The sequence below is a fragment of the Streptomyces sp. NPDC127100 genome (genome assembly GCF_042724095.1).
Classification (GTDB): Bacteria; Actinomycetota; Actinomycetes; order Streptomycetales; family Streptomycetaceae; genus Streptomyces.
Window position 1 is genome coordinate 1 of record NZ_JBHXFL010000004.1, and the last position, 20,133, is coordinate 20,133.

Genomic DNA, 20,133 nt, shown 5'->3' on the forward strand with positions numbered 1-20,133 from the left:
TTATGGGCCCTTTAAATGGGTGGCCGTGGTGGGCCCCGCCGCCTTCTACAAGTTGGTCCCCTGCGCTACCCGCGGTGGGGGGACCGCCCGGCGGGGGGGTCCCCTCACGGCGTTCCGTGCCCGCTATCTCTCCTCGCCGTCCGGAAGTGCCGTCTCGTCGTCCACGACGTGCATGGCGGCCTCCTCGGCTCCGGCGGCGCCTCCGTCGATGCCCACGTCCTCGGCGACCGTCTCCTTGGTCGTGTCGGTGCGCACGCCCTCGTCTGGGGCGACCAGGCGGCCGGACCGCTCGGCGCCGGCCTCGGGGTCGACCGGTTCGCCCTCGCCTCCGGGCTCGTCGCCCACACCGTCCCCCTCGGGCGCCGACACGTCGGGGACCTCCTGGGAGAGCCGTTCGTCCAGGGTCTCCCCGTCGTGCTGCTCGGCGGCCGTGGTGCCGTGCTTGGTCACGCCGAGGGGCTTCTCCGGCGGGGAGTAGCCCTCGTCGAGCGTGTCGTCGTAGTCCCGCTCGTCGACGGCGTCCTGGAGGTCGAGGGGCGCGGCGTCCTCCTGCTCCTCGTTCGTTCCGGTGGGCTGGTAGGCGTCGTCGGCCATCGGGTCCGTGCCCATCGCTGCCTCCCTTGCGCGTGGCGTCGGCTCGATCATGTCGGTGTCCGGTTCGCGTTTCCCGATTCGCGATCTTTAACCCGGGGGAGCGACCCGGATGTTCAGGTCACCGACGCGGTGCGCCGTCCAGGAGCGGGCGTAGTCGGGCGGGGTGCCGCCCGGTGCCGTGAGGGCGGCGACGGGGATGCGGCGGGCCGTGTCCAGGATGTCGGCGACCGTGGTGTTCTCGTTGTTGCCGGCGGTCGCGCCGGAGGAGCAGCCTGTGTAGTAGCCGACCGGGATGGCCTCGTGGCCGGTGACCAGGCACGGCGGGCGGACGCCCAGGCGGTGCAGCGCGTCGGCGGCGCGGGCCCAGTCCTCGCGGCTCTCGGCGGTGCGGTCCACGGTGTACACGAGGACGACGAGCTGCACGGCCAGGTGCCCGGCCAGCGCGAGGGCGACCAGCGGCGCGCCCACCGGCCGGCGGCGGCCGCGGGGTGTGCGGGCCAGGTGCCACAGCGCGTCGGCGACGGGGACGGCCAGCAGGGCGTAGGCGGGCTGGAGGAAGCGGGGCGCCGCGTACCCGATCATGAACAGGTACGGCAGCGCGGACGTGGCGGCGCAGGCGAGCGGGATCAGTGTGCGGGCGGTGCGGCGGGCCCGTACCGCCACGGCCACGGCGACCAGGGCGACGACCGGCAGCAGCAACCACCACAGGGTGATCACCGGGGGCGGCATCGATCCGGTGCACGGGCGGCACAGGGCGCGTCCGCCCAGGCTGCGCAGCTGGTCGTCGACGGCGATCTGGAGGCCGAGTCCGCCCTGGATGCGGGAGGCCTCCGCCAGGCGCTCCCCCAGGCCGCCGTACCAGGCGTACGCCTCGGCCACCCACTCCGCTCCCCCGGCGGCGAGGCCTCCCACCAGGGCGAGCAGCAGCCGCCCGTGCCTGCGGACCAGGACGAGGACCAGCAGGGGCAGGGTGACCCAGACGGCGTCGGTGGGCCGCATCCACGCCATGAGCGCGGCGCCGGCCGCCACTCCCCACAGGACCGCGGGCCCGGACCCGTCCCGCCGGGCCCGCAGGAAGCAGCCGACGCAGATCAGGGCGCCGATGCCGACCCAGTAGTTGGGCATGGCCTGCGGGCCGTAGAAGAGGGTCACCCACAGGGAGGCGAAGAACGCGCCGGCGGTGGCCAGGACGCGCACCGGGAACAGGCCCCGCCACGCCCGCAGCCCCAGGTACAGGCCGGCGCCGGAGAGCACGGCGAGGTAGACGCGCAGCAGCGCGGTGGACGACGACCAGGACGCGACGGGCGCCACCAGCAGGGAGACGCCGCGGGCGCGCGGGGCGCTGAAGAAGGCCGCCGGGTGGTGGTTCGTGACCTGGCTGACGTAGACGATCTCGTCCCAGCCGAGGCCCAGGCCGGGGCGTACGAGCAGCAGTTGGGCCAGGGTGAAGACGGCGGCCACCGCGGCGAGCGGGGTGTTCGCGCCCGGGCGCCCGGAGGCGCCGGGCGAAGCCGCCGCCTGCGGATGCCGTCCACCGGTGAGCAGGGCGCTCGCGCCGTCGGCCATCGTGCACCCCTCACCGCCCGCCGTCCGCGGGGCCGCTCGAACCCCGCCTCCTGCCGCGCCGGCGGGAGCCGGGGCAACCCGTTGATCACGGTCACGCTAACCCGCACCCCGCGGATCCGCAGGGCGGTTTACGGCCAGTCGCCCCGGTCCGGTCCGCCCGGCGCGCGCGACCGGTCAGCGGACGTTCGGCCGGCGGTACGGGGGCTGCTCGGGGGTGGGGCGCCGTTCCGGGGCGGGGACGGGGAGGGTGACGGGGCCGTCGCCGTTCATGAGCACCGGACTCCCGTGGTGGTGGATCGTCAGCGGATCGCCCATGAGCAGCGTGTACGTCGCCTTGTCGGCCTCGATCTCCACGCTCACGCACCGGCCGCGGAACTGGAGCCGGAAGGCCAGCCGGCTGAACTTCTCGGGCAGCCGCGGCGAGAAGCGGAGGCTCTCGCCGTCGCGGCGGGTGCCGCCGAAGCCGGCGACCAGCGCCATCCACGTCCCGGCCAGGGAGGCGATGTGCAGCCCGTCGCGGGTGTTGTGCTCCAGGTCCGCCAGGTCCATCAGGGCGGCCTCGGCGGCGTAGTCGTAGGCCAGGCGCAGGTGTCCGGTCTGGGCGGCGACGACGGCCTGGCAGCACGCCGAGAGGGACGAGTCCCGCACGGTCAGCGGCTCGTAGTAGGCGAAGTTGCGGGCGATCTGGTCCTCGTCGCAGTTCGCGTCGAACCAGCTCCCGCAGGTGTACATCGCCAGGACGAGGTCGGACTGCTTGACGACCTGCTTGCGGTAGATGTCGAAGTAGGGGAAGTGCAGCATCAGCGGGTACTGGTCCTCGCCGGTGGCGGCGAAGTCCCAGCGCTGGTGGCGGGTGAAGCCGGCGTCCTGCTCGTGGACGCGCAGTTCCTCGTTGTAGGGGATGTGCACGCTCTCGGCGGCGTCCCGCCAGGCGGCGCTCTCCTCGTCGTCGACGCCGAGCCGGGTCGCCTCGTCGGGGTGGCGTTCGCAGGCGTCGGCGGCGGTGAGGAGGTTCGACCGCGCCATGAGGTTGGTGTAGGTGTTGTCGTCGGCGATGGCGCTGTACTCGTCGGGGCCCGTGACGCCGTCGATGTGGAAGACGCCGTGGTGGTCGTGGTGGCCGAGGGTCCGCCACAGCCGGGCGGTCTCCACCAGCAGCTCCAGGCCCGTGTCCCGTTCGAAGTCGGTGTCGCCGGTCGCCGCCACGTACCGCACCACCGCGTGCGCGATGTCGGCGCCCACGTGGAAGGCGGCCGTGCCGGCCGGCCAGTAGGCGGAGCCCTCCGAGCCGTCGATGGTCCGCCACGGGAACGCGGCTCCGCGGAACCCGAGCTGCGCGGCGCGGTCCCGGGCGGCCGGCAGGGTGTCCTGCCGCCAGCGCAGCGCCTCGGCGACGGCCTTCGGCTCGGTGTAGGTCAGTACGGGCAGGACGAACATCTCGGTGTCCCAGAAGGCGTGGCCGTCGTATCCGGAACCGGTCAGTCCCTTGGCCGGGATCGCCCGCTGCTCGGCGCGGGCGCCGGCCTGGAGCACGTGGAACAGGGCGAAGCGGACGGCCTGCTGGATCTCCTCGTCGCCGTGCACCTCGACGTCGGCCCGGGCCCAGAAGTCGTCGAGGTAGGCCTGCTGTTCGGCCACCAGTCCGTCCCAGCCGCTCTGCGCCGCGGCGGCCAGCGCCGCCTCGACCTGGTCGCTCATCGCGGGCCGGGAGCGGGCACTGGACCAGCCGTGGGCGACGGTCTTCTGCACGCGCAGCCGCTGCCCCGGCTCCAGCGAGGAGGTGATGGTCAGGCGGGCCACGTCCTCGTTGCTCTCGCTGTCGGTGGTGGTCCCCTCGGGGCCGTCGACGACGTGGTCGGCGGCCACGGCGACCCTGAGGCCGCTGCGCCGGGTGCGGTGGACCAGGCGCAGCCGGGGGCCGAGTGCGAGGTCCTCCTCCGGCTCCAGCGGGGACTTCAGCGCCTTGGCCGTACGGGGGTCGCCGTCCGGTTCGGGCAGGCTCTCGTTGGTGACGAGCTCGGACTGGATGACCACCCGGGTCCGGCTGTCGACGGGTTCCACCTCGTACTCGACGGCGGCGATGGCCCGCTGGGTGAGAGAGACCAGCCGGGTGGAGCGCACCCTGATGGTCGAGCCGGCCGGAGAGGTCCACTCGCAGAACCGCTCCAGCACCCCGCGCCGCAGGTCGAGGGTGCGTTCGTGCTTGACGAGCCGGCCGTAGCGCAGGTCGAACGGCTCGTCGTCGACGAGCAGGCGCAGCAGCTTGCCGTTGGTGACGTTGATGACGGTCTGCCCGGACTCGGGATAGCCGTAGCCGGCCTCGGCGTAGGGCAGCGGGTGCAGTTCGTACACGCCGTTGAGGTAGCTGCCGGGCAGGCCGTGCGGTTCTCCCTCGTCGAGGTTGCCGCGCCAGCCGACGTGCCCGTTGGAGAGGGCGAAGACGGACTCGCTCTGGGCGAGGAGGTCGAGGTTGAGCTCCGTCTCGCGCACGGACCAGGGCTCGACCGCGTAGGTCCGGTTGGTGATCATGCGTGGCCCTCCAGCTCGGCGAGGTCCTTGACGACGCGGTCGGCGCCGTGGGCGTACAGCGCGTCGGTTTGGCCGACACGGTCGACGCCGACGACGTAGCCGAAGTGCCCGGAACGGCCGGCGTCCATGCCGGCGAGGGCGTCCTCGAAGACGGCGGCGCGCGACGGTTCGACGCCGAGGTCGCGGGCGGCGGCCAGGAAGGTGTCGGGACGTGGCTTGCCCGGCAGTCGCCGCTCGCGCGCCACCACGCCGTCGATCCGTACGTCGAACAGGCGCTCGGCGTCGATGGACCGCAGCACGTCCACGGTGTTGGCGCTGGAGGAGACGATCGCGGTGGCGAGCCCGGCCGAGCGGACCGCGTCGATGTAGCGCAGGGTGCCGTCGTACGCCTCGACGCCCTCGGTGCGGATCTTCTCCAGGACCAGCCCGTTCTTGCGGTTGCCGACCCCGTTGACCGTCTGCGCGTCGGCCGGGTCGTCGGGAGTGCCCTCGGGCAGTTCGATGCCGCGGGAGGCGAGGAAGGTGCGCACACCGTCCGCGCGGGGGCGGCCGTCGACGTATTCGTCGTAGTCGGAGTCGGTGAACGGGCGGAAGTCCGCGCCGTCCCGCTCGCGCAGGAAGGCGTCGAACGTCTCCTTCCAGGCGGCGGCGTGCACCACCGCCGTCCGGGTGACGACCCCGTCGAGGTCGAAGAGGCAGGCCTGGATGTCGTCGGGAAGCCCGAGCTGCGTCGTCATACCCGACACAGTTCCCCGCCGGAGCGGGTCCCATCGGGTGGTACCTGACACAGGGGGCCGTCCTGCCGCGGGGGCGGGCGGCCGGACGGCGGCGGACCGCCGGGTGGCACACTCTGCGGTGTGCCGCTGACTTTCGACGACCTGCTCACCCGGGCCCGTTCCCTCCCGCGCGGCGGACGGCGCGCGATCCTCGGTATCGCCGGGAGTCCCGGTGCCGGGAAGTCGACGCTCGCCGCGGCTCTGGTGCGGGAGCTGAACGGGACGGACGGGGCGTGGGCCGCCCACGTCCCCATGGACGGCTTCCACCTCGCCGACGCCGAGCTGGACCGGCTCGGCCGCCGGGACCGCAAGGGCGCGCCGGACACCTTCGACGCGGCCGGGTACGCGGCGCTGCTGCGCAGGCTGCGCGAGGGGCGGGGCGACGGCACGGACGACGCGGAGGACATGGTCTACGCGCCCGGCTTCGAGCGGGTGCTGGAGCAGCCGCTCGCCGGGGCCGTGCCGGTGCCGCCGACGGCCCGGCTGGTCGTGACGGAGGGCAACTACCTCCTGCTGGGCACCGGCGCGTGGGCACGGGTGCGGGCCCACCTCGACGAGGTGTGGTTCTGCGAGGTGCCCGAGGAGGAGCGGGTCCGCCGGCTGGTGGCCCGGCACGAGGAGTTCGGCAAGTCGCCGGAGGACGCGGTGGCCTGGGTGCGGGGCACGGACCAGCGCAACGCCGAACTGGTGGCCGCGACCCGGGACCGCGCCGACCTCGTGGTGCCGGAGACGGCACTGCCCGGTGGTGGCCCGCCGCGCTGAACCCCGCCCGGGGCTCACGGGACGGACGGCAGCGCTCCCCTCGCCGTCAGGACGCCGCGTTCGGGAACCCCTGGGCGCTGACGTGCGGCAGCACGCCGCTCGCCACGCGATAGCGGCCGTTGGGCACGTCGGCGGACTTGCCCACGTGCACCGCCAGCGGGCCCGCCCACTCGTATCCGCGCCGCTCGGCGTGCCGGACGAGGCTGTCGGTGAGCACCTGGCCCACCCGGCCGTCATGGCGCGCCAGTTCCTCGTGGACGACCTCGGCGAGCTCGACGTCGTAGGCGTTGGGGACCATGACCCGGCCTTCGGCGCAGACCACGGCGTTGCTGTCGCACTCGGTGCGCAGGGCGTCGAGGATCTCGACGGGCTCCCTGTCGCGTACCCGCGCCCACAGCGCCTCCCATCGGTTCTCCAGAGCCTTCTCCAGCGCGCTGATGGCGCTCATACGATGTCACCTGCCGGTGGTCGGGGTCGGATGCTGCTCGGGATCGGGCGCCGCGGGGCGCGGGGCCGGCGCGCGGCTTACGGGGCGGTCATTCCTCGTCGTAGTCGTCGGGGCGCACGTGGGCCTCCTCCAGGGCCTCGCGCATGGTCCGGCCGGTGCCACCGGGCGTGCGGGGCGTGTTCTCGTCACGCTGGTCGAGAACGTCGTCCGTGGTGTCGGTCTTCGGCCGGTTCTCCTCGGGGACGGTCATGACGGGGCTCCTCGTGGCTGGTGGGGGATCTTCCTGACGGCGGGTTCCCGCCCGGCGCGGTGCTATCCCCCACGACCCGTCACGTCTCCTCCGCGCCAGGCCCGGCGCCCGTCCGCGCGGGGCTCCACCGGCCGGGAACAGCGCCCTGACGGGCGCGGCCGGTGGGCTATGTTGACCTCCGTGGGAGACAAAGGAGGCACGCCCGTGCCATCGCCGCAGCAGGCACGCGCACAGGCATCGGCGATCACCTCGGGACGGACGGCCCCGGAGACGGAGGTCTCCCCCACGTCCCGGCTGAGGGCGTTGTTCGACCGTCCCCGTCTCTCCCCCGGCCAGCGGCGCATCGCCCAGTACCTGATCGAGAACCTGACCGAGGCGGCGTTCCTGTCCATCACGGACCTGGCCGACCGGGTCGGTGTGAGCCAGCCGTCGGTGACCCGGTTCGCGTCGGCGGTCGGCTTCAGCGGCTACCCGGCGCTGAGGGAACGGCTCCAGTCGATCGCGCTGGCCGGCCGCGGCGGCGCCCCGGCCGAGGAGAACGGCGGCAACGAACTGCAGGCGGCCGTCGACGCCGAGATCGAGAACCTGGAGAATCTGCGGCGCGACTTCGCCGACCCGGGGCAGGTCGTCGAGACCGGCCGGAAGCTGGCCGCGTCGGCGCCGCTGACCGTCCTCGGGCTGCGGATCTCCGTGTCGCTCGCCGAGTACTTCGCCTACGCCGCCCGCCGCGTCCACCCCGACGTCAGGCTGGTCACCCGCGGCGGCAGCGTCGCCTACGACGCCCTGCTGCAGTCCCGGGAGGCGGGCGGGACCTGGGTGCTGGCCTTCTCCCTGCCCCGGCACGCCCAGGAGACCCTCGACGCGTTACGGGTGGCCCGCGGGGCCGGGCTGAAGGTGGCGCTGGTCACCGACCTGGCGCTCGGCCCGGTGGTCGACGAGGCCGACGTCACCTTCGCCACCGGCACGGGCTCCCGGTTGGTCTTCGACTCCTACGCGGCGCCGGGCGTGATGTGCGCGGCGCTGCTCCAGGCCATGACCGACGCCGATCCGGAGCGGACGCAGGCCCGGCTCGAGGAGTACGAGCAGATCGCCGAGCAGCACCAGTTCTTCCTGCGGGACTGACCGGCCCGCCGGGCGCGGACCGGATCGGTCCGCGGGCCGTTCCCACCTCAGCGGGCATGAATGTTTTCATACGTCTTGCAAAGCAGATGGCATATATAAATACTGCTCACGGATCGCGACCCGGACGCCCGGACCGCGTCCGCACCTGCGCGAACACCCTGGCCGCCGACTCCTACCCGCTCCGGCGCGCCCCGGGTGTTCGGTCGGGCATCGCCTGCGCGAGCGCCCGCGGCGGTCCCGGTCACTCCCCTGGGCCGGGGCCGCCCCCCACCCGTCGCAGCACCCCGTCGACGCCGCACACCCGGAAGCGATGATCATGCCCCTGACGACCACGCGCCTCGGCCCCGACTGGCCGTGCCAGGTGAAGAACCCCGGCAGCTACGACTGGGAGCGCTCGGCGGCCAAGTGGCTGCGCGAGCTGGTGCCGGCCCGCTACGCCGGCTATCCGGCCCTGATCCGGCACCCCGTCCTGCTCGCCCGCCACGCGCAGATCCAGGTCCAGCAGGAGGTCCGGGTGGCCCGTACCGCCCTGCAGACCGCCCGGGCCGACCTGCCGCGGCTGGGTCTGCCCGAGTCCGTCATCGAGCACACGATCAAGCTGTACGCGGCCGAGCTCCAGCAGCTCCAGCACATCGCGCGCAGCGTGCGCGCGGTCACCGAGGCCCTGGTCGGGCATGGTGCGGCCGGGCGCTGACCCGCGCCCGCGGGCGCACGGGACGGGCGTGCGCCGGAGCGGCCGGCGGACGCCCGCCCCTCGCCTCGGGGCCCACCCGGCCGGCGCCGCGGGGGCGGCAAAAGAATCACCTGCCGAATGGCGGCCGTCGAAAGCCGGTCCATGTGCCATGCTCGTCGCGTGACGAGCGAGCACGCCACGCCGACGGACTCCGGCGCCGCGCCCGACCTGGCCACATTGGCCCGGGTCGTCGCCGGACAGCGTGCCGAGATCGAACGGCTGCGCGATCGCGCCACCACGACGGCCGTCGTGGCACGGGCCGAGGGCGCCGTGATGGCGCTCACCGGGGTCTCCGCCGAGGCGGCGCGCGAGACGCTGGCCCGGCGGGCGAAGGAGGGCCGGCGCACGCTGCTGGAGGAGTGCTGGATCACGCTCGGCACCCTGGCACCGCCCGCCGACGCGGATCCACTCCCGGGCCGCGCCGGGGCGCCGGCCCCGCAGCTCCCCGACGCCCGTCCCTCCGACGACCGTCTCCCGGACGGTGCGCCGGCCGTCCCACCCGGCCTCGCCGAGGCCCTGACGCACGTCGCCTCCCCGCAGGAACTCGCCCGCTGCCTCCACCGGCGGCTCGCGCCCGCCGTCGGCGCGGACGCGGTGGTGCTCTGCGCCCGGGTGCCCTCGGGCGGCCTGGAGCTGATGGGCCACTCCGGTCTCGACGAAGCGGCGGCCGCCCGATGGCCCCAGGTGCCGCCGTCGAGCGGGACGTCCGCACTGGAGGCCCTGCGCACCGGTGAGCCGCGCTGGCCGGACGACGCCGAGGGATGGCCGCCGGCCGGTGGCCCGTCCGGACGCGCCCGGCCCCAGGCCTGGCTGCCGGTGCCGCCCGGGGCGCCGGCCGACGTGTGCCTCGGCGTGCTCCGCCCCGTCGACGGCCGCCCCTTCACCTCCGGCGACCGGGACCGTCTGCGGGCCGTCGCCCGCCTGTGTGCCGGGTGGCTGCGGTCGTACCGCGGCCGGCCGCGGCCCGCCGGGGCCGGCGCCGCCGGCGACGTGCAGCGGGTGTTCGACGCCCTGCCGGTCGCGGCGGTGCTGCTCACCCCGGTGCGAGCGCCCTCGGGACACGTCACGGACTTCCGCGTCGACTCCGCGACCGCGCAGGCAGCGGAGTTCGCCGGCGGCGCGGACCCGGCCGGCCGGCAGCTCCGGGAGTGGCTGCCGGAGCCGGTCGCCGAGCCGCTGCGCCAGGGATGCCTGCGGACGCTGGCCACCGGGGAGCCGTACGAGGGCGAGCCCTTCGCCCACCGGGACGCGGGGGACGCCGGCGCGGAAGCGGCCACGTACTCGGTGCGGGCGGCTCCGCTGGGCGACGGGCTCGTACTGTCCTGGGTCCGGCACGACGCCTCCGACCGGCAGGAGCAGCGGCTGGCCGACCTCCAGCGGCTGGGCGACCTCGGCTGGGCGAACTGGGACCTGGTCGCCGGCGAGGCCGCCTGGTCCGAGCAGGTCTTCGCCATCTTCGGCCGGGACCGCGGACGCGGCCCGGTCGCCCTCACCGGCCTGCCCGGCCTCGCGCTGCCGGACGACGTGCCCGCGCTGACGCGGGCCGTGCGCGCGCTGACGCGCGAGGGACGGCCGTGCGACCTCCCCTTCCGGACCAGGACACCGGCCGGCGTCCGGCACCTGCGGATCGTCGCCGAGGCGGTGACGGACGACAACGGGACGCCCGTGGAGGTGCACGGCTTCGTCCAGGACCTGACCGCACGGCGCCTCGCGGAGCTGGCGCTGGTCGAGAGCGAGCGGGCGATGCTGACCCAGCAGGGCGTGCTGCTGGCCGAGCGGACGCTGGCGGCCCGGCTGCAGGACGCGCTGCTGCCCCTGCCCCGGCGCCCGTTGCGGCCGGCCGGGCTGCGTGTGGAGGTCGCCTACCTGCCCGCGCAGGCGGGCGTGCAGGTCGGCGGCGACTGGTTCAGCGCCATAGAACTGCCCGACGGGGACGCGCTGTTCGTGGTCGGTGACGTCGCCGGTCACGGGGTGGACGCCGTCGCCACGATGGCCCAGCTGCGCTTCACCGCCAAGGGCATGGTCGTCACCGGTTCCTCGCTGACCGGGGCACTGGCCCGCCTCAACGCGCTGCTGCTGCACTCCCGTGGCGCCCACGGCACCGCGAGCATGGTCCTGGCCCGTTACTCGCCCGGGCGGCGACGTCTGCTGTGGGCGCAGGCCGGCCATCTGCCGCCGCTGCTGCTGCGCGCCGGGAAGGCCCGCTACCTCGACCGGCCGAAGGGCATCCTGCTCGGCGCGAGCCACGCCCCCGTCTTCGCGGAGGCGGAGTGCCTCCTGGAGCCGGGCGACCGCCTCCTGCTGTACACGGACGGCCTGGTGGAGCGGCCGTCCGACGGCATCGACCGGGGTCTTGAGCGGCTCGCGAGTGCCGCCGCGGCCCACCACGCCGACCGGGCGGGCACCCTGGAGCCGCTGCTGGCCGCGCTGCTGACGGAGGACGAACTGCGGGACGACGTCTGCGTCCTCGACATACAGGTGCCGGACAACCCGGTGGAGCAGCCGTAGCGGCGCGGGTCAGTCCACCGGGTGGCCGGGCTCGATGGTGCGCGCGTCGCCGAGCCGCAGCAGCGGCCCGCCGGACGCTTCGCGACCGCCCCACTCGACCGGTTCGAGGACGAAACCGACGTGGTCGCCTCCGGTGATCCGCTCCAGGACCCGGCCGACGAACCACGCCTCGGCGTCCTCCAGCACGACCGCCCCCGCGTACCCGGTGCGCCGGCGGACGTGCCGGAACTTGTCCACGTCGTCGCCGGTCCGCCCGCCGAACACCTCGGCCAGCGCGTGCTGTTCCCGGGCGAGCAGGTGGACGGCCAGGTACGCGGCGGACCGGGCCACCCGGAACGTCCGGTTGACCTCGGACAGCCACACGACGAACCGCACGGGTTCCATCGAGCACTGGGAGGCGAAGCCGACCAGACAGCCCGCCTCCTCCCCGTCCGCCACCGCCGTGACCACGCACATGTCCGGGTCGAGCCGGTCGAGAAACACGTCCATGCCCGCCATGCTAGGCGGACCGGGCCGACCGGTTCCGTCAGGCGTCGAGAAGGCGGCGCAGCGCGGCCTTCATGGCGGCGACGAAGGCGTCCCTGCGCGGCTCGTCGAGGGCGTCCAGCGACAAGTACGGGTTGAGGTCCTCCAGTTCGACGAGCAGCAGCTCGCCGCCGGGAGCGCGGCAGGCGTCGACGCGCTGGATGCCGTGCTCGATGCCGTTCCACTCGACGAACCGCCGTGCGAACTCGAGGTCCTCCGGGGTGGCCTCGTAGGGTTCCAGCTGCCAGCGCCGGTCGGGGTGCGGCGCGTACAGGGCGTACTGGAAGTCGTGGTCGACGAAGTAGAAGGACACCTCGTAGGCGAAGTCGACGCGCGGCTGGACGAGGACGTCACCGGCTCCGGCGCGCACCGCCTCCCGGACCCGGTCCGCCGGGACGAACCGCAGCCCGAGGGAGTCGGCGCCCAGCTTCGGCTTCACGACGTACTCCTCGGCCCAGGGCAGCCGGTCCAGGTGCCCGGTCCGGTCGACGGTCGGGATGACGGGGTACCCGGCGGCCGTCAGGTCGAGCAGGTACTGCTTGCCGGCCATGTCCGCTCGGCCGGTGAGCTGGTTGTAGACGCGGGCACCGCAAGCGGCCGCCCGCTCGCGGAAGGCGTCGTACGCGGCCCGGTGGCCCAGCACCGGCCCGCTGTTGCGGACGACGACCGCGTCGAAGCCGTCCAGCAAGGCGGCCGCGTCGCGCGGGTCGCACAGGGCCAGGTCGAAGTCCTCGCGCAGCCGGGAGGTGAGGAAGATGTCCTCGTCGCAGTAGCGACGCCCCCGGGCCTGGTAGGCGAGGTCGGTGACGTAGAGGACGCGGGGGCGGGCGGACGGCATGCGGGACTCCTCGGGACGGCCGCACGTGATCGTATGCGACGCCCCGGACGCGATGGCGGGGCGCTCCCCGCCGCCAGAGACTGCACTCAGTGCCATATTTCTTCGGCCAATGAGCCCATCTCCGCCAACCGGGCCGTAGATTCCGCGGCACGCGGCACCTTTACGCGTGGCACTCAGTGCCATACTCTGGCGGCGTGCACGGTGGCACGGTCTGCCGCGCACACGCGTGCCCGGCGACGGCACGCGGGATTCCGGCCCGAGTGCAGGGAGTTGACCAGCGTGTACCACCCCTCAGGAAGCGTCGTTCAGCAGGCAGCCGGCTCCCCGACGGGCGTGCTCGACCACCGGGCCCCGGAGACCGAGGCCATCTACTTCCAGCGCTGCACCTGGTGCGGCACCTCCATGTACCACCGGCTGCTGTGTCCGGTCTGCCGGGGCAGCGACCTGCGGACGGAGCGCAGCGAGGGCACCGGGACGGTACGGCACGCCACGGTCGTGCACCGCAACACCCCCGCCGCGCGCAACGTGTCCCTGATCGAGATGACCGAGGGCTTCGTGCTGCGCGGCCGGGTCACGGGTCCGCTCATCGGCATTCACAGCGGGGACCGGGTCCGGCTGTCCACGGCCAAGGACCCGGTACGGGGTGAACCGGTCTTCCAGTTGGTCGACGAGCCGTACCGGGCTTGGACCTGAGTCGGCCCTCACGGCGTGAGCGTGATCGTGATCCCCACGGTGCCGTCCAGTCCCCGGCGCAGCCGGCTCCCGAAGAGGGTGAGCCGTCCGACGATGCCGTACTTGCGGGCGATGAGCCCGCGGTAGCGGCCGGCCGTGGCCGCGTCGCCGATCTCGGCGGTCGCGGGGATCTGGTCGCCGGTCGGGGTGCCCCGCACGTCGCAGGGGCCGACCAGGACGTCGGCACGCCTGCGCACCCGCTTGACCTTCCAGGAGTCGGCGGCCGTCCACACGCCGAGCGCGTCCCCGTCCCGCACGACCCACACCGGAGTGGCGACCGGGGTGCCGTTCCTGCGGTAGCTGGTGACCAACAGATACTTGCCGGCACCGAGCCGGTCCAGTGACGCCTCGTCGTCCATGGTCCGGAAGTCTAGGGCCGCTCCCCCGCGTGCGTCGCCCGTACCCGGCAAGTGCGCGCGCCGCCCGTTCACACCAGGGCCGACGCCATCCTCCGTACCGCCTCCGTGATCACCTCCGGCGAGGCGGCGAGGTTGAGCCGGACGTGTCCGGCGCCGCCGGTGCCGAAGTCCGGGCCCGGGCTGAGCGCCACCCGGCCGCGCCGGAGGAAGACCTCGGCCGGGTCGTCGCCCAGGCCGAGCGCGCGGCAGTCGAGCCAGGCGAGGTAGGTCGCCTCCCCGGGGCGGTGGACGACACCGGGCAGGTGCGCGGCCAGCAGGTCGGTGAGCAGCCGGCGGTTCCTGTCGAGCCCGGCGAGCACGGCGTCGAGCCAGGCGGTGCCGTGGCGCAGGGCGGCGGTGTGGGCGATGACGCCGACGTGGCTCGGGCCGTGCCCGACCTCCTCGGGCATCCGGGCCAGGTCGCCCGCGGCACCGGGCCCGGCGAGGGCGAGCGCCGCCTTGAGCCCGGGCAGGTTCCAGCCCTTGGACGCCGACATCAGCGACAGGCCGCGGCCGGCTCCGGGGACACTCAGGTACGGCACGAACCGCACGCCGCCGGCGACGACGGGCGCGTGGATCTCGTCGGCCACGACCCGCACGCCGTACCGCTCGGCGAGGGCGGCGACGGCGGTCAGTTCCTCGGCGGTGTGCACGGTGCCGGTCGGGTTGTGCGGGCTGCACAACAGGTAGGCGGCCCGCCCGCCGCCGGCGACCGCCCGCCGGAAGGCGTCCTCCAGCGCCGCCTGATCGATGCGCAGGTCCGCGCCGAGCGGCGCCTCGACCACACGCCGGTCCAGGTGCGTCACGAACTGGAAGAACGGCGGGTACACCGGCGGATTGACGATCACCGGGTCACCGGGGCCGGTGACCAGCTTGAGCATCTCGACGACGCCGAGCATCACGTCGGGCACGATCGCGGTGCGTTCCACGGCGAGGCCGTCCCAGCCCCAGCGTTCGCCCGCGAAGGCGGCCAGCGCCTCCGCGTAGGCGGTGCCGCTGGGATAACCGGTGTCGCCGAGCTCCATGGCGTCGGTGACGGCCCGCACGACCGGTCCGGCGAGCGGCACGTCCATCTCGGCCACCCACAGCGGCAGCACGTCCGCGGGGTGGGTGCGCCACTTCATGCTCGTGCGGCGGCGCAGCCGGTCGAGGGTGAGCTCCTGCAGCGGGTCGGGTTCACCGGGCGGGTCCTGCGGGATCCTGGTCATGGGGCTCAAGATAGGTGGCCGTGGTGTGACCGGGAAACGGGGCGACGGGATGCCGGGGACGCCGGCCGGGGCGTTCCTGGAGGTCGCGTGCGACGAGTCGGGGTCGGACGGCGAGAACCTCACCGGCGGGAACACCGACGTGTTCGCGCACGCCGGTGTGTGCCTGCCCGTGGCCTCGGCCGCCGAGGCCGTGCTGACGGTACGGGACCGGATCCGGTCGCCGGCGGAGGAGTACAAGGCGAACCACCTGCTGCGCGAGAAGCACCGGCCGGTGCTGGAGTGGCTGCTCGGCCCGTCGGGTCCGATCCACGGGCACGCGCACGTGCACCTCACCGAGAAGGCGTTCTTCGTGGTGGACCGGACCGTCGCCGTGCTGCTCGGCGATCCGGCCGGTGCCCTCCCGCTGTTCCGGGCGGGACGGCCGGTCTTCGGCGAGGAGGACTGGCGGGAGTTCCTGACGTCGGCCAACCGGCTCCTGTGGGTGCGCGGCAACGGGAACGGCACGGGCGGCGAGGAGCGGGCGGCGCCCGTCGACACCTTCTTCCGCGCGGTGGACGTGCTGCGCGGGGCACGGCCGCCGGCCGGCCCGGCCGCGACCCTGGAACGGCTCGCGGCGGCCCGGCACCGCGCGGACGCCTACCGGGCCCGCCTCACGGCCGGACCCGCGCCGGTCCCGGTCCTGGACCCGCTGCTGCCCGCCGTCGTCGCCACCGCCGCGCACTGGAGCGCACCCGGACGGCCGGTCCGCCTGGTGCACGACCGGCAGAACACCCTGACGCCCGAGGCCGTCGCCTGGATCGAGGAGCGGGCCCGGCTCGGCGGCGTCCGCCTCGACGGGCTGCGGCTGGTCCACGCGCGCCACGACGCGCGGGTCCAGCTCGCCGACTTCCTGGCCGGGATCGCCCGCACGATCGCCTCCGACACGCTGGGCGGTGGCGGTGACGCCGTGCTCACCGGACTGTTGCGGCCCTATCTCGACGCGGCCTCCGTGTGGGGCGACGAGGGCAGTTGGCTGCGGCTGGCCGGGAACGGCCCGCCCGCCACGGGCCGTACGGCGCCGCCGGCCCGGTGAACACGGCCGTGCCCGGGCCCGTATGGAGGGAGGGCGCTCGACGTCCGCAGGCCCCCGCGGTGGTGACGCCGCGCATCCGGCTCGGGGAGCGCACGCATGAGGCACGCACGACGACGCATCGTCCGGCGAGTGGCACGGCTGGCCGCCGTCGGCGGGCTTCTGGTGGGCGGCACGATGGTCACCCGGGCCGTGGCGAGCGAACCGCCCGACGCCCCCGCCGCCTCCCGCACACTGGCACTGCCGGCGTCCGGCACCGGCAGCGCACTGGTGGCGCGCCTCGGCGCCTCACGCACCGCGGGTCACTGGATCGGCCCCGACGGACGGCCGGTCGTCGCGGTCACCGACGACGAGGCGGCCGGCGAGGTGCGGCGTGCGGGCGCCGCGGCGGAGGTCGTCCCGCACAGCATGGCGGAGCTGAAGTCGGCGACGTCCGCGCTGCGTTCGGCGCCCCGGGTGGCGGGGACGGCGTGGGCCCTCGACTACCGGTCGAACGAGGTGGTGGTCCGAGGTGACAGCACCGTCCCGGCGGCCGAATGGGCACGGCTGACGCGGGTCGCGGAGGGCATCGGCGGCTTCGTCCGCATGGAACGCATCGAGGGCGCGTTCACGACGCGCCTGAACGGGGGGCGGCCGATCCTGTCGACGGCCGGCCGCTGTTCGGCGGGCTTCAACGTGACCGACGGCCGCGGGGACTTCCTCCTCACCGCCGGTCACTGCGGCCCGACGGGGTCGGTCTGGTTCGGGGACGACGGGGGCGGCCGGCAGCTCGGGAGGACCGTCGCCAACAGCTTCCCGGGGGACGACTTCTCCCTGGTGGCGTACACGAACGGCGGGGCGGGGAACGGCTCCGACGTGGTGGCGGTCGGCGGCGGCAAGGGCGTCCGCATCACGGGCACGGGCGAAGCGGCCGTCGGGCAGCGGGTGTTCCGCAGCGGCAGTACCAGCGGCCTGCGCGACGGCCGGGTCACCGCGCTCGACGCCACGGTCAACTACCCGGAGGGCACGGTCTCCGGCCTCATCCAGACGGACGTGTGCGCCGAACCCGGGGACAGCGGGGGCCCGATGTTCTCCGAGGGGATCGCGCTCGGCGTGACGTCCGGAGGCAGCGGCGACTGCGCCAAGGGCGGTACGACGTTCTTCCAGCCGGTGACGGAGGCGCTGACGTCGCTCGGCATGCGGCTGATCGTCTCGTCGCCGGACGGGTCCGGGCGGCGCGCCGCGCCCGCGCCTCCGGCCTCCGGTACCGCCGCTCCGGGCGCGGCGGCACCGGGGGCGCCGGCGCCGGTGACGGGCACCGGCGGCTCCACGCTCGTCTCCCGGCTCACGGACCGCCGCAACGTCGGTCCCGGTCTGCTGGTGATCGCGGGCAGCCTGATCGCGCTGACGGCGACACGATGGCTGCGCACGGAACGGGACCGCAAGGCGTACCGGAGGTACTACTCGGCCACCTGGGGCTGAGGCACGGTGGGCGCCGCCGGACGGAGCCGGCGGCGCCGTGACGGACGGCCGGGGGCCGGTACGAGAAGGGCACCCCGTCGAGGGGTGCCGGAGGCCGGGGCTGTACGGCGCCGGGCCGAGGAGTTTCGGAGGGTCAGGCGGCCTTCACCGGCTCGGGGGCCGCGGCGGCCCACTCCAGGACGAGCCGCTGGTACTCCTCGCGCTGCTCGACGCTCAGTGTCCCGCCCGACCGGAGCCACAGGGCCCGGATCTCCTCGTTGACCTCGGCAGCCGATCGCTCGGAAGAAGGTTCAACAGTGGTGGACATGCTGTGAAGCATACGGCGCCGGGCGTGAAGACGATGTGAGTAATCGCGAGCCAATCGGACATATCGGACCGTGTTACTGGTCACGTCGATCTTCCCATCTGTCAAGACCTACGGGCGAGTTCGTGCACGGCGGCTGTGTCCTGGCGCACACGGCCCGCCTTCACGGGTGTCCCGCGGATCACGCCGTGGACCGGCCGCGGAGGAGTGCCGGTGCGCCTCGGGTGGGTACGGCATCGACGTGACGGCCGTCACCGTCCGGCCGGCCGGCGCCGCGAAGGACTCCCGGCAGGCCGGCCCGACCTCGACCAGCGAAGGGCACGCCCTCCATGACGTTCTCCCTCGGCATCGTCGGTGCCGGTCAGTTCTCCGGCCAGTTCGCCAGGCTGTTCCTGGCCCATCCCGGCGTGCGCGACGTGTACGTCACCGACCTGGTGCCGGCACGGGCGAAGCGGCTCGCCGCCGCCGAGGGACTCACCGGCACGTACCCCACCTACGAGGCGATGCTGGACTCGCGGGCGGTCGACGCCGTCGCGATCTTCACGCAGCGCTGGACCCACGGCCCGTTGGTGCTCCGGGCGCTGGCCGCGGGCAAGCACGTGTACTCGGCGGTCCCCATGGCAATCACCGCCGAGGAGATCGCGGAGATCATCGGCGCGGTCGAGGCGACCGGACTGATCTACATGATGGGCGAGACCAGCCACTACCACCCGGCCACCGTGCACGCCCGCGACCGGATCGCCGAGGGCGCCTTCGGGCGGCTCTTCTACGCCGAGGGCGACTACGTCCACGACATGGACCTGGGGTTCTACGAGGCGTACCGGTACAGCGGGGGCGAGGAGTGGAAGTCCACCGCCAGCTATCCGCCGATGCTCTACCCGACGCACTCGGTGGGCGGGGTGCTGGGCGCCTGGCGGACGCACGCGGTGAGCGTCTCGGCGATCGGCGTGGTGGACGAGCGCGGGGACGGCGTCTTCGACCGGTCGGTCAGCCGGTTCGACAACGACTTCTCCAACGCCACCGCGCTGTTCGAGGTGGCCGGCGGCGGGTCGTTCCGCACGAACGAGTTCCGGCGGGTCGGCTACCCCTCGTACATCCGCGAGTCCCGTTTCCGCTTCTTCGGCACCGAGGCGAGCATGGAGCAGCTCGCCACGGTGGCGCTCTGGCAGGACAAGAACGGGGTGCGGGACATCAGTGAGCTGCTCGAGCCCGTGCCGGTCACGGCGCCCGACGACCCGTCCCTCGAGCACGTCGCGCCCGAGCTGCGGTCCGCCTTCACCTCCGGTTCGGCTCCGGTGCACGACCGCTCGCGCCTGCCGCGGTCCTTCGACCGGCTGCGCAACGGGCACGAGGGCAGCCACCACTTCCTGGCGGACGACTTCGTGACCGCGGTCGGCACCCGTACCCTGCCGTCCGTGAACGCCTGGGTCGCGGCCCGCTACACCCTGCCGGGCGTCGTCGCGCACGAGTCCGCACGGCAGGGCGGGGTCAGGCTGGAGATCCCCGACTTCGGAGACGCGCCGCAGGCGTGACGGGTCCGTGCCCGCCGGGCGCCTGCGCCCGTCAGGTGCCCGGCTTGCGCCCGTACACGTAGACGTCGTCGCCGTTCTTCAGGAGCGACCAGTACTTCTTGGCGTCGGTCTTCGTCATGTTGACGCAGCCGTGGGACCCCGGCGGGTTCCACATGCTGACGCCGACCGAGTGGAAGGCCTGGCCGCCGTCGAAGAACTGGCTGTAGGGCATCGGCACGTTGTAGATCGTGGAGACGTGGTTGATGTGCCGCCAGTAGACCTTCTTCAGGCCGGTGCGGGTCTCGTAGCCGTTGCGGCCCGTACGGACCGGCACCGGGCCGTAGACGAGCTTCCTGCCGTCCTGGATCCAGCTGAGCTGGAGGGTCAGGTCCACGCAGGCGATGCGCCCCTTGTTGACGGGACATTTGCCCGACTTGTTCGGGTTCTTGCCGACGGCCTTCTGCTTCTGCATCAGGTCCATCACGCCCCAGGTGACGGGGCCCGCGTAGCCGATGTTCGGCGTGATGCCGTGCTTGGTCTGGAAGGCCCGGATCGCCTTGCAGTCGGCGGCGGACTGCTTGCCGTCGACCGGGCGGCCGAGGAACTTCTCGACCTTCTTCTGGTACGGGCCCGTCTGCGTGCTGCAGCTCGCGGCCTGCGCCGGTGCGGCGCCGAGCGCGAGCGTGAGCGGTGCCACCAGTGCGGTGAGCCCGAGTGCGACGGCTCCCCGTCTGCGTATGTCCCCCATGGCCGGTCAGCCTTTCACGTCGAAACGGTGGAATGGGCGGAAGGTCGCCCG

General features: G+C 74.0%; 20 protein-coding genes. 8 read left to right on the forward strand and 12 right to left on the reverse strand.

The genetic code is table 11. From position 1 onward, the window contains the following. Positions 1-123 precede the first annotated feature (123 nt). The 4 genes from ACFWJB_RS06440 to ACFWJB_RS06455 all read right to left on the reverse strand — a co-directional run bounded on the left by ACFWJB_RS06440 (position 124) and on the right by ACFWJB_RS06455 (position 5,426). Complete coding sequence (locus ACFWJB_RS06440; protein WP_385466745.1) at positions 124-609, reverse strand: DUF5709 domain-containing protein; 486 nt, start codon at positions 607-609, stop codon at positions 124-126. A gap of 72 nt (positions 610-681) precedes the next feature. Further along, positions 682-2,160: a hypothetical protein gene (locus tag ACFWJB_RS06445; RefSeq protein WP_385466742.1), complete on the reverse strand. Its 1,479-nt coding sequence runs from the start codon at positions 2,158-2,160 to the stop codon at positions 682-684. A 174-nt stretch (positions 2,161-2,334) separates the two neighbouring features. Further along, positions 2,335-4,689 carry a glycoside hydrolase family 65 protein gene (locus tag ACFWJB_RS06450; protein WP_385466739.1) on the reverse strand — a complete coding sequence of 785 codons (2,355 nt, stop codon included), beginning with the start codon at positions 4,687-4,689 and terminating at the stop codon, positions 2,335-2,337. Beyond that, positions 4,686-5,426, reverse strand: coding sequence for a beta-phosphoglucomutase family hydrolase (locus ACFWJB_RS06455; RefSeq protein WP_385466735.1), 741 nt, complete (start codon positions 5,424-5,426; stop codon positions 4,686-4,688). The genes ACFWJB_RS06450 and ACFWJB_RS06455 overlap by 4 nt, the downstream gene beginning before the upstream one ends. 120 nt (positions 5,427-5,546) lie before the next feature. Between ACFWJB_RS06455 and ACFWJB_RS06460 the strand changes: the two genes are divergently transcribed. After that, positions 5,547-6,227, forward strand: coding sequence for a nucleoside/nucleotide kinase family protein (locus ACFWJB_RS06460; protein ID WP_386920608.1), 681 nt, complete (start codon positions 5,547-5,549; stop codon positions 6,225-6,227). Positions 6,228-6,273: 46 nt separating this feature from the next. Here ACFWJB_RS06460 and ACFWJB_RS06465 read toward each other — a convergent pair whose 3' ends face one another. After that, complete coding sequence (locus tag ACFWJB_RS06465) at positions 6,274-6,675, reverse strand: DUF3662 domain-containing protein (protein WP_386920610.1); 402 nt, start codon at positions 6,673-6,675, stop codon at positions 6,274-6,276. Positions 6,676-6,763: 88 nt separating this feature from the next. Next, positions 6,764-6,925, reverse strand: a complete 162-nt coding sequence (locus ACFWJB_RS06470; RefSeq protein WP_385466726.1) for a hypothetical protein — start codon at positions 6,923-6,925, stop codon at positions 6,764-6,766. A 204-nt stretch (positions 6,926-7,129) separates the two neighbouring features. On the opposite strand from ACFWJB_RS06470, the gene ACFWJB_RS06475 reads away from it, so the two are divergent. The 3 genes from ACFWJB_RS06475 to ACFWJB_RS06485 all read left to right on the forward strand — a co-directional run bounded on the left by ACFWJB_RS06475 (position 7,130) and on the right by ACFWJB_RS06485 (position 11,288). Further along, positions 7,130-8,047, forward strand: coding sequence for a MurR/RpiR family transcriptional regulator (locus tag ACFWJB_RS06475; protein WP_386920612.1), 918 nt, complete (start codon positions 7,130-7,132; stop codon positions 8,045-8,047). Positions 8,048-8,357: 310 nt separating this feature from the next. Then, positions 8,358-8,741 (forward strand): hypothetical protein, encoded by a 384-nt coding sequence (locus tag ACFWJB_RS06480; RefSeq protein WP_385466720.1) that lies wholly within the window; start codon positions 8,358-8,360, stop codon positions 8,739-8,741. 141 nt (positions 8,742-8,882) lie between these two features. After that, entirely contained in the window at positions 8,883-11,288 is a 2,406-nt protein-coding gene (locus ACFWJB_RS06485) for a SpoIIE family protein phosphatase (protein WP_386920904.1), read from the forward strand. A 9-nt stretch (positions 11,289-11,297) separates the two neighbouring features. Here ACFWJB_RS06485 and ACFWJB_RS06490 read toward each other — a convergent pair whose 3' ends face one another. Further along, entirely contained in the window at positions 11,298-11,786 is a 489-nt protein-coding gene (locus ACFWJB_RS06490) for a flavin reductase family protein (protein WP_385466717.1), read from the reverse strand. Between the two features lie 28 nt (positions 11,787-11,814). Beyond that, complete coding sequence (locus ACFWJB_RS06495) at positions 11,815-12,651, reverse strand: hypothetical protein (protein WP_385466714.1); 837 nt, start codon at positions 12,649-12,651, stop codon at positions 11,815-11,817. 279 nt (positions 12,652-12,930) lie between these two features. Here ACFWJB_RS06495 and ACFWJB_RS06500 point away from each other — a divergent pair, with 279 nt between their 5' ends. Next, positions 12,931-13,344 (forward strand): Zn-ribbon domain-containing OB-fold protein, encoded by a 414-nt coding sequence (locus ACFWJB_RS06500; protein WP_385466711.1) that lies wholly within the window; start codon positions 12,931-12,933, stop codon positions 13,342-13,344. 8 nt (positions 13,345-13,352) lie between these two features. On the opposite strand, the gene ACFWJB_RS06505 is transcribed toward ACFWJB_RS06500, so the two are convergent. Both ACFWJB_RS06505 and ACFWJB_RS06510 read right to left on the reverse strand, forming a co-directional pair. Next, the gene (locus ACFWJB_RS06505; protein ID WP_385466708.1) at positions 13,353-13,742 is read right to left on the reverse strand and encodes a PPOX class F420-dependent oxidoreductase; all 390 of its coding nucleotides are present in this window, start codon (positions 13,740-13,742) and stop codon (positions 13,353-13,355) included. A 68-nt stretch (positions 13,743-13,810) separates the two neighbouring features. After that, on the reverse strand, positions 13,811-14,989 hold the full coding sequence (locus ACFWJB_RS06510) for a MalY/PatB family protein (protein ID WP_385466705.1): 1,179 nt from the start codon (positions 14,987-14,989) through the stop codon (positions 13,811-13,813). A 25-nt stretch (positions 14,990-15,014) separates the two neighbouring features. Between ACFWJB_RS06510 and ACFWJB_RS06515 the strand changes: the two genes are divergently transcribed. Beyond that, positions 15,015-16,061, forward strand: coding sequence for a hypothetical protein (locus ACFWJB_RS06515; protein WP_385466702.1), 1,047 nt, complete (start codon positions 15,015-15,017; stop codon positions 16,059-16,061). A 96-nt stretch (positions 16,062-16,157) separates the two neighbouring features. Next, positions 16,158-17,519 carry a S1 family peptidase gene (locus ACFWJB_RS06520; RefSeq protein ID WP_386920616.1) on the forward strand — a complete coding sequence of 454 codons (1,362 nt, stop codon included), beginning with the start codon at positions 16,158-16,160 and terminating at the stop codon, positions 17,517-17,519. A 133-nt stretch (positions 17,520-17,652) separates the two neighbouring features. On the opposite strand, the gene ACFWJB_RS06525 is transcribed toward ACFWJB_RS06520, so the two are convergent. Beyond that, positions 17,653-17,838 carry a hypothetical protein gene (locus ACFWJB_RS06525; protein WP_385466696.1) on the reverse strand — a complete coding sequence of 62 codons (186 nt, stop codon included), beginning with the start codon at positions 17,836-17,838 and terminating at the stop codon, positions 17,653-17,655. Between the two features lie 314 nt (positions 17,839-18,152). Here ACFWJB_RS06525 and ACFWJB_RS06530 point away from each other — a divergent pair, with 314 nt between their 5' ends. Continuing rightward, complete coding sequence (locus ACFWJB_RS06530) at positions 18,153-19,355, forward strand: Gfo/Idh/MocA family protein (RefSeq protein ID WP_386920618.1); 1,203 nt, start codon at positions 18,153-18,155, stop codon at positions 19,353-19,355. Between the two features lie 31 nt (positions 19,356-19,386). Here the strand turns inward: ACFWJB_RS06530 and ACFWJB_RS06535 are convergent, their stop codons facing one another. Then, entirely contained in the window at positions 19,387-20,082 is a 696-nt protein-coding gene (locus ACFWJB_RS06535) for a L,D-transpeptidase family protein (RefSeq protein WP_385466691.1), read from the reverse strand. Between the last annotated feature and the right edge of the window lie 51 nt (positions 20,083-20,133).

What these genes read in the sequence shown, in the direction of transcription:
- ACFWJB_RS06440 (WP_385466745.1), bottom strand. Translation starts at nt 609, where the DNA reads ATGGGCACGGACCCGATGGCCGACGACGCCTACCAGCCCACCGGAACG.
- ACFWJB_RS06445 (WP_385466742.1), bottom strand. Translation starts at nt 2,160, where the DNA reads ATGGCCGACGGCGCGAGCGCCCTGCTCACCGGTGGACGGCATCCGCAG.
- ACFWJB_RS06450 (WP_385466739.1), bottom strand. Translation starts at nt 4,689, where the DNA reads ATGATCACCAACCGGACCTACGCGGTCGAGCCCTGGTCCGTGCGCGAG.
- ACFWJB_RS06455 (WP_385466735.1), bottom strand. Translation starts at nt 5,426, where the DNA reads ATGACGACGCAGCTCGGGCTTCCCGACGACATCCAGGCCTGCCTCTTC.
- ACFWJB_RS06465 (WP_386920610.1), bottom strand. Translation starts at nt 6,675, where the DNA reads ATGAGCGCCATCAGCGCGCTGGAGAAGGCTCTGGAGAACCGATGGGAG.
- ACFWJB_RS06470 (WP_385466726.1), bottom strand. Translation starts at nt 6,925, where the DNA reads ATGACCGTCCCCGAGGAGAACCGGCCGAAGACCGACACCACGGACGAC.
- ACFWJB_RS06480 (WP_385466720.1), top strand. Translation starts at nt 8,358, where the DNA reads ATGATCATGCCCCTGACGACCACGCGCCTCGGCCCCGACTGGCCGTGC.
- ACFWJB_RS06485 (WP_386920904.1), top strand. Translation starts at nt 8,883, where the DNA reads ATGTGCCATGCTCGTCGCGTGACGAGCGAGCACGCCACGCCGACGGAC.
- ACFWJB_RS06490 (WP_385466717.1), bottom strand. Translation starts at nt 11,786, where the DNA reads ATGGCGGGCATGGACGTGTTTCTCGACCGGCTCGACCCGGACATGTGC.
- ACFWJB_RS06495 (WP_385466714.1), bottom strand. Translation starts at nt 12,651, where the DNA reads ATGCCGTCCGCCCGCCCCCGCGTCCTCTACGTCACCGACCTCGCCTAC.
- ACFWJB_RS06505 (WP_385466708.1), bottom strand. Translation starts at nt 13,742, where the DNA reads ATGGACGACGAGGCGTCACTGGACCGGCTCGGTGCCGGCAAGTATCTG.
- ACFWJB_RS06510 (WP_385466705.1), bottom strand. Translation starts at nt 14,989, where the DNA reads ATGACCAGGATCCCGCAGGACCCGCCCGGTGAACCCGACCCGCTGCAG.
- ACFWJB_RS06520 (WP_386920616.1), top strand. Translation starts at nt 16,158, where the DNA reads ATGAGGCACGCACGACGACGCATCGTCCGGCGAGTGGCACGGCTGGCC.
- ACFWJB_RS06525 (WP_385466696.1), bottom strand. Translation starts at nt 17,838, where the DNA reads ATGCTTCACAGCATGTCCACCACTGTTGAACCTTCTTCCGAGCGATCG.
- ACFWJB_RS06530 (WP_386920618.1), top strand. Translation starts at nt 18,153, where the DNA reads ATGACGTTCTCCCTCGGCATCGTCGGTGCCGGTCAGTTCTCCGGCCAG.
- ACFWJB_RS06535 (WP_385466691.1), bottom strand. Translation starts at nt 20,082, where the DNA reads ATGGGGGACATACGCAGACGGGGAGCCGTCGCACTCGGGCTCACCGCA.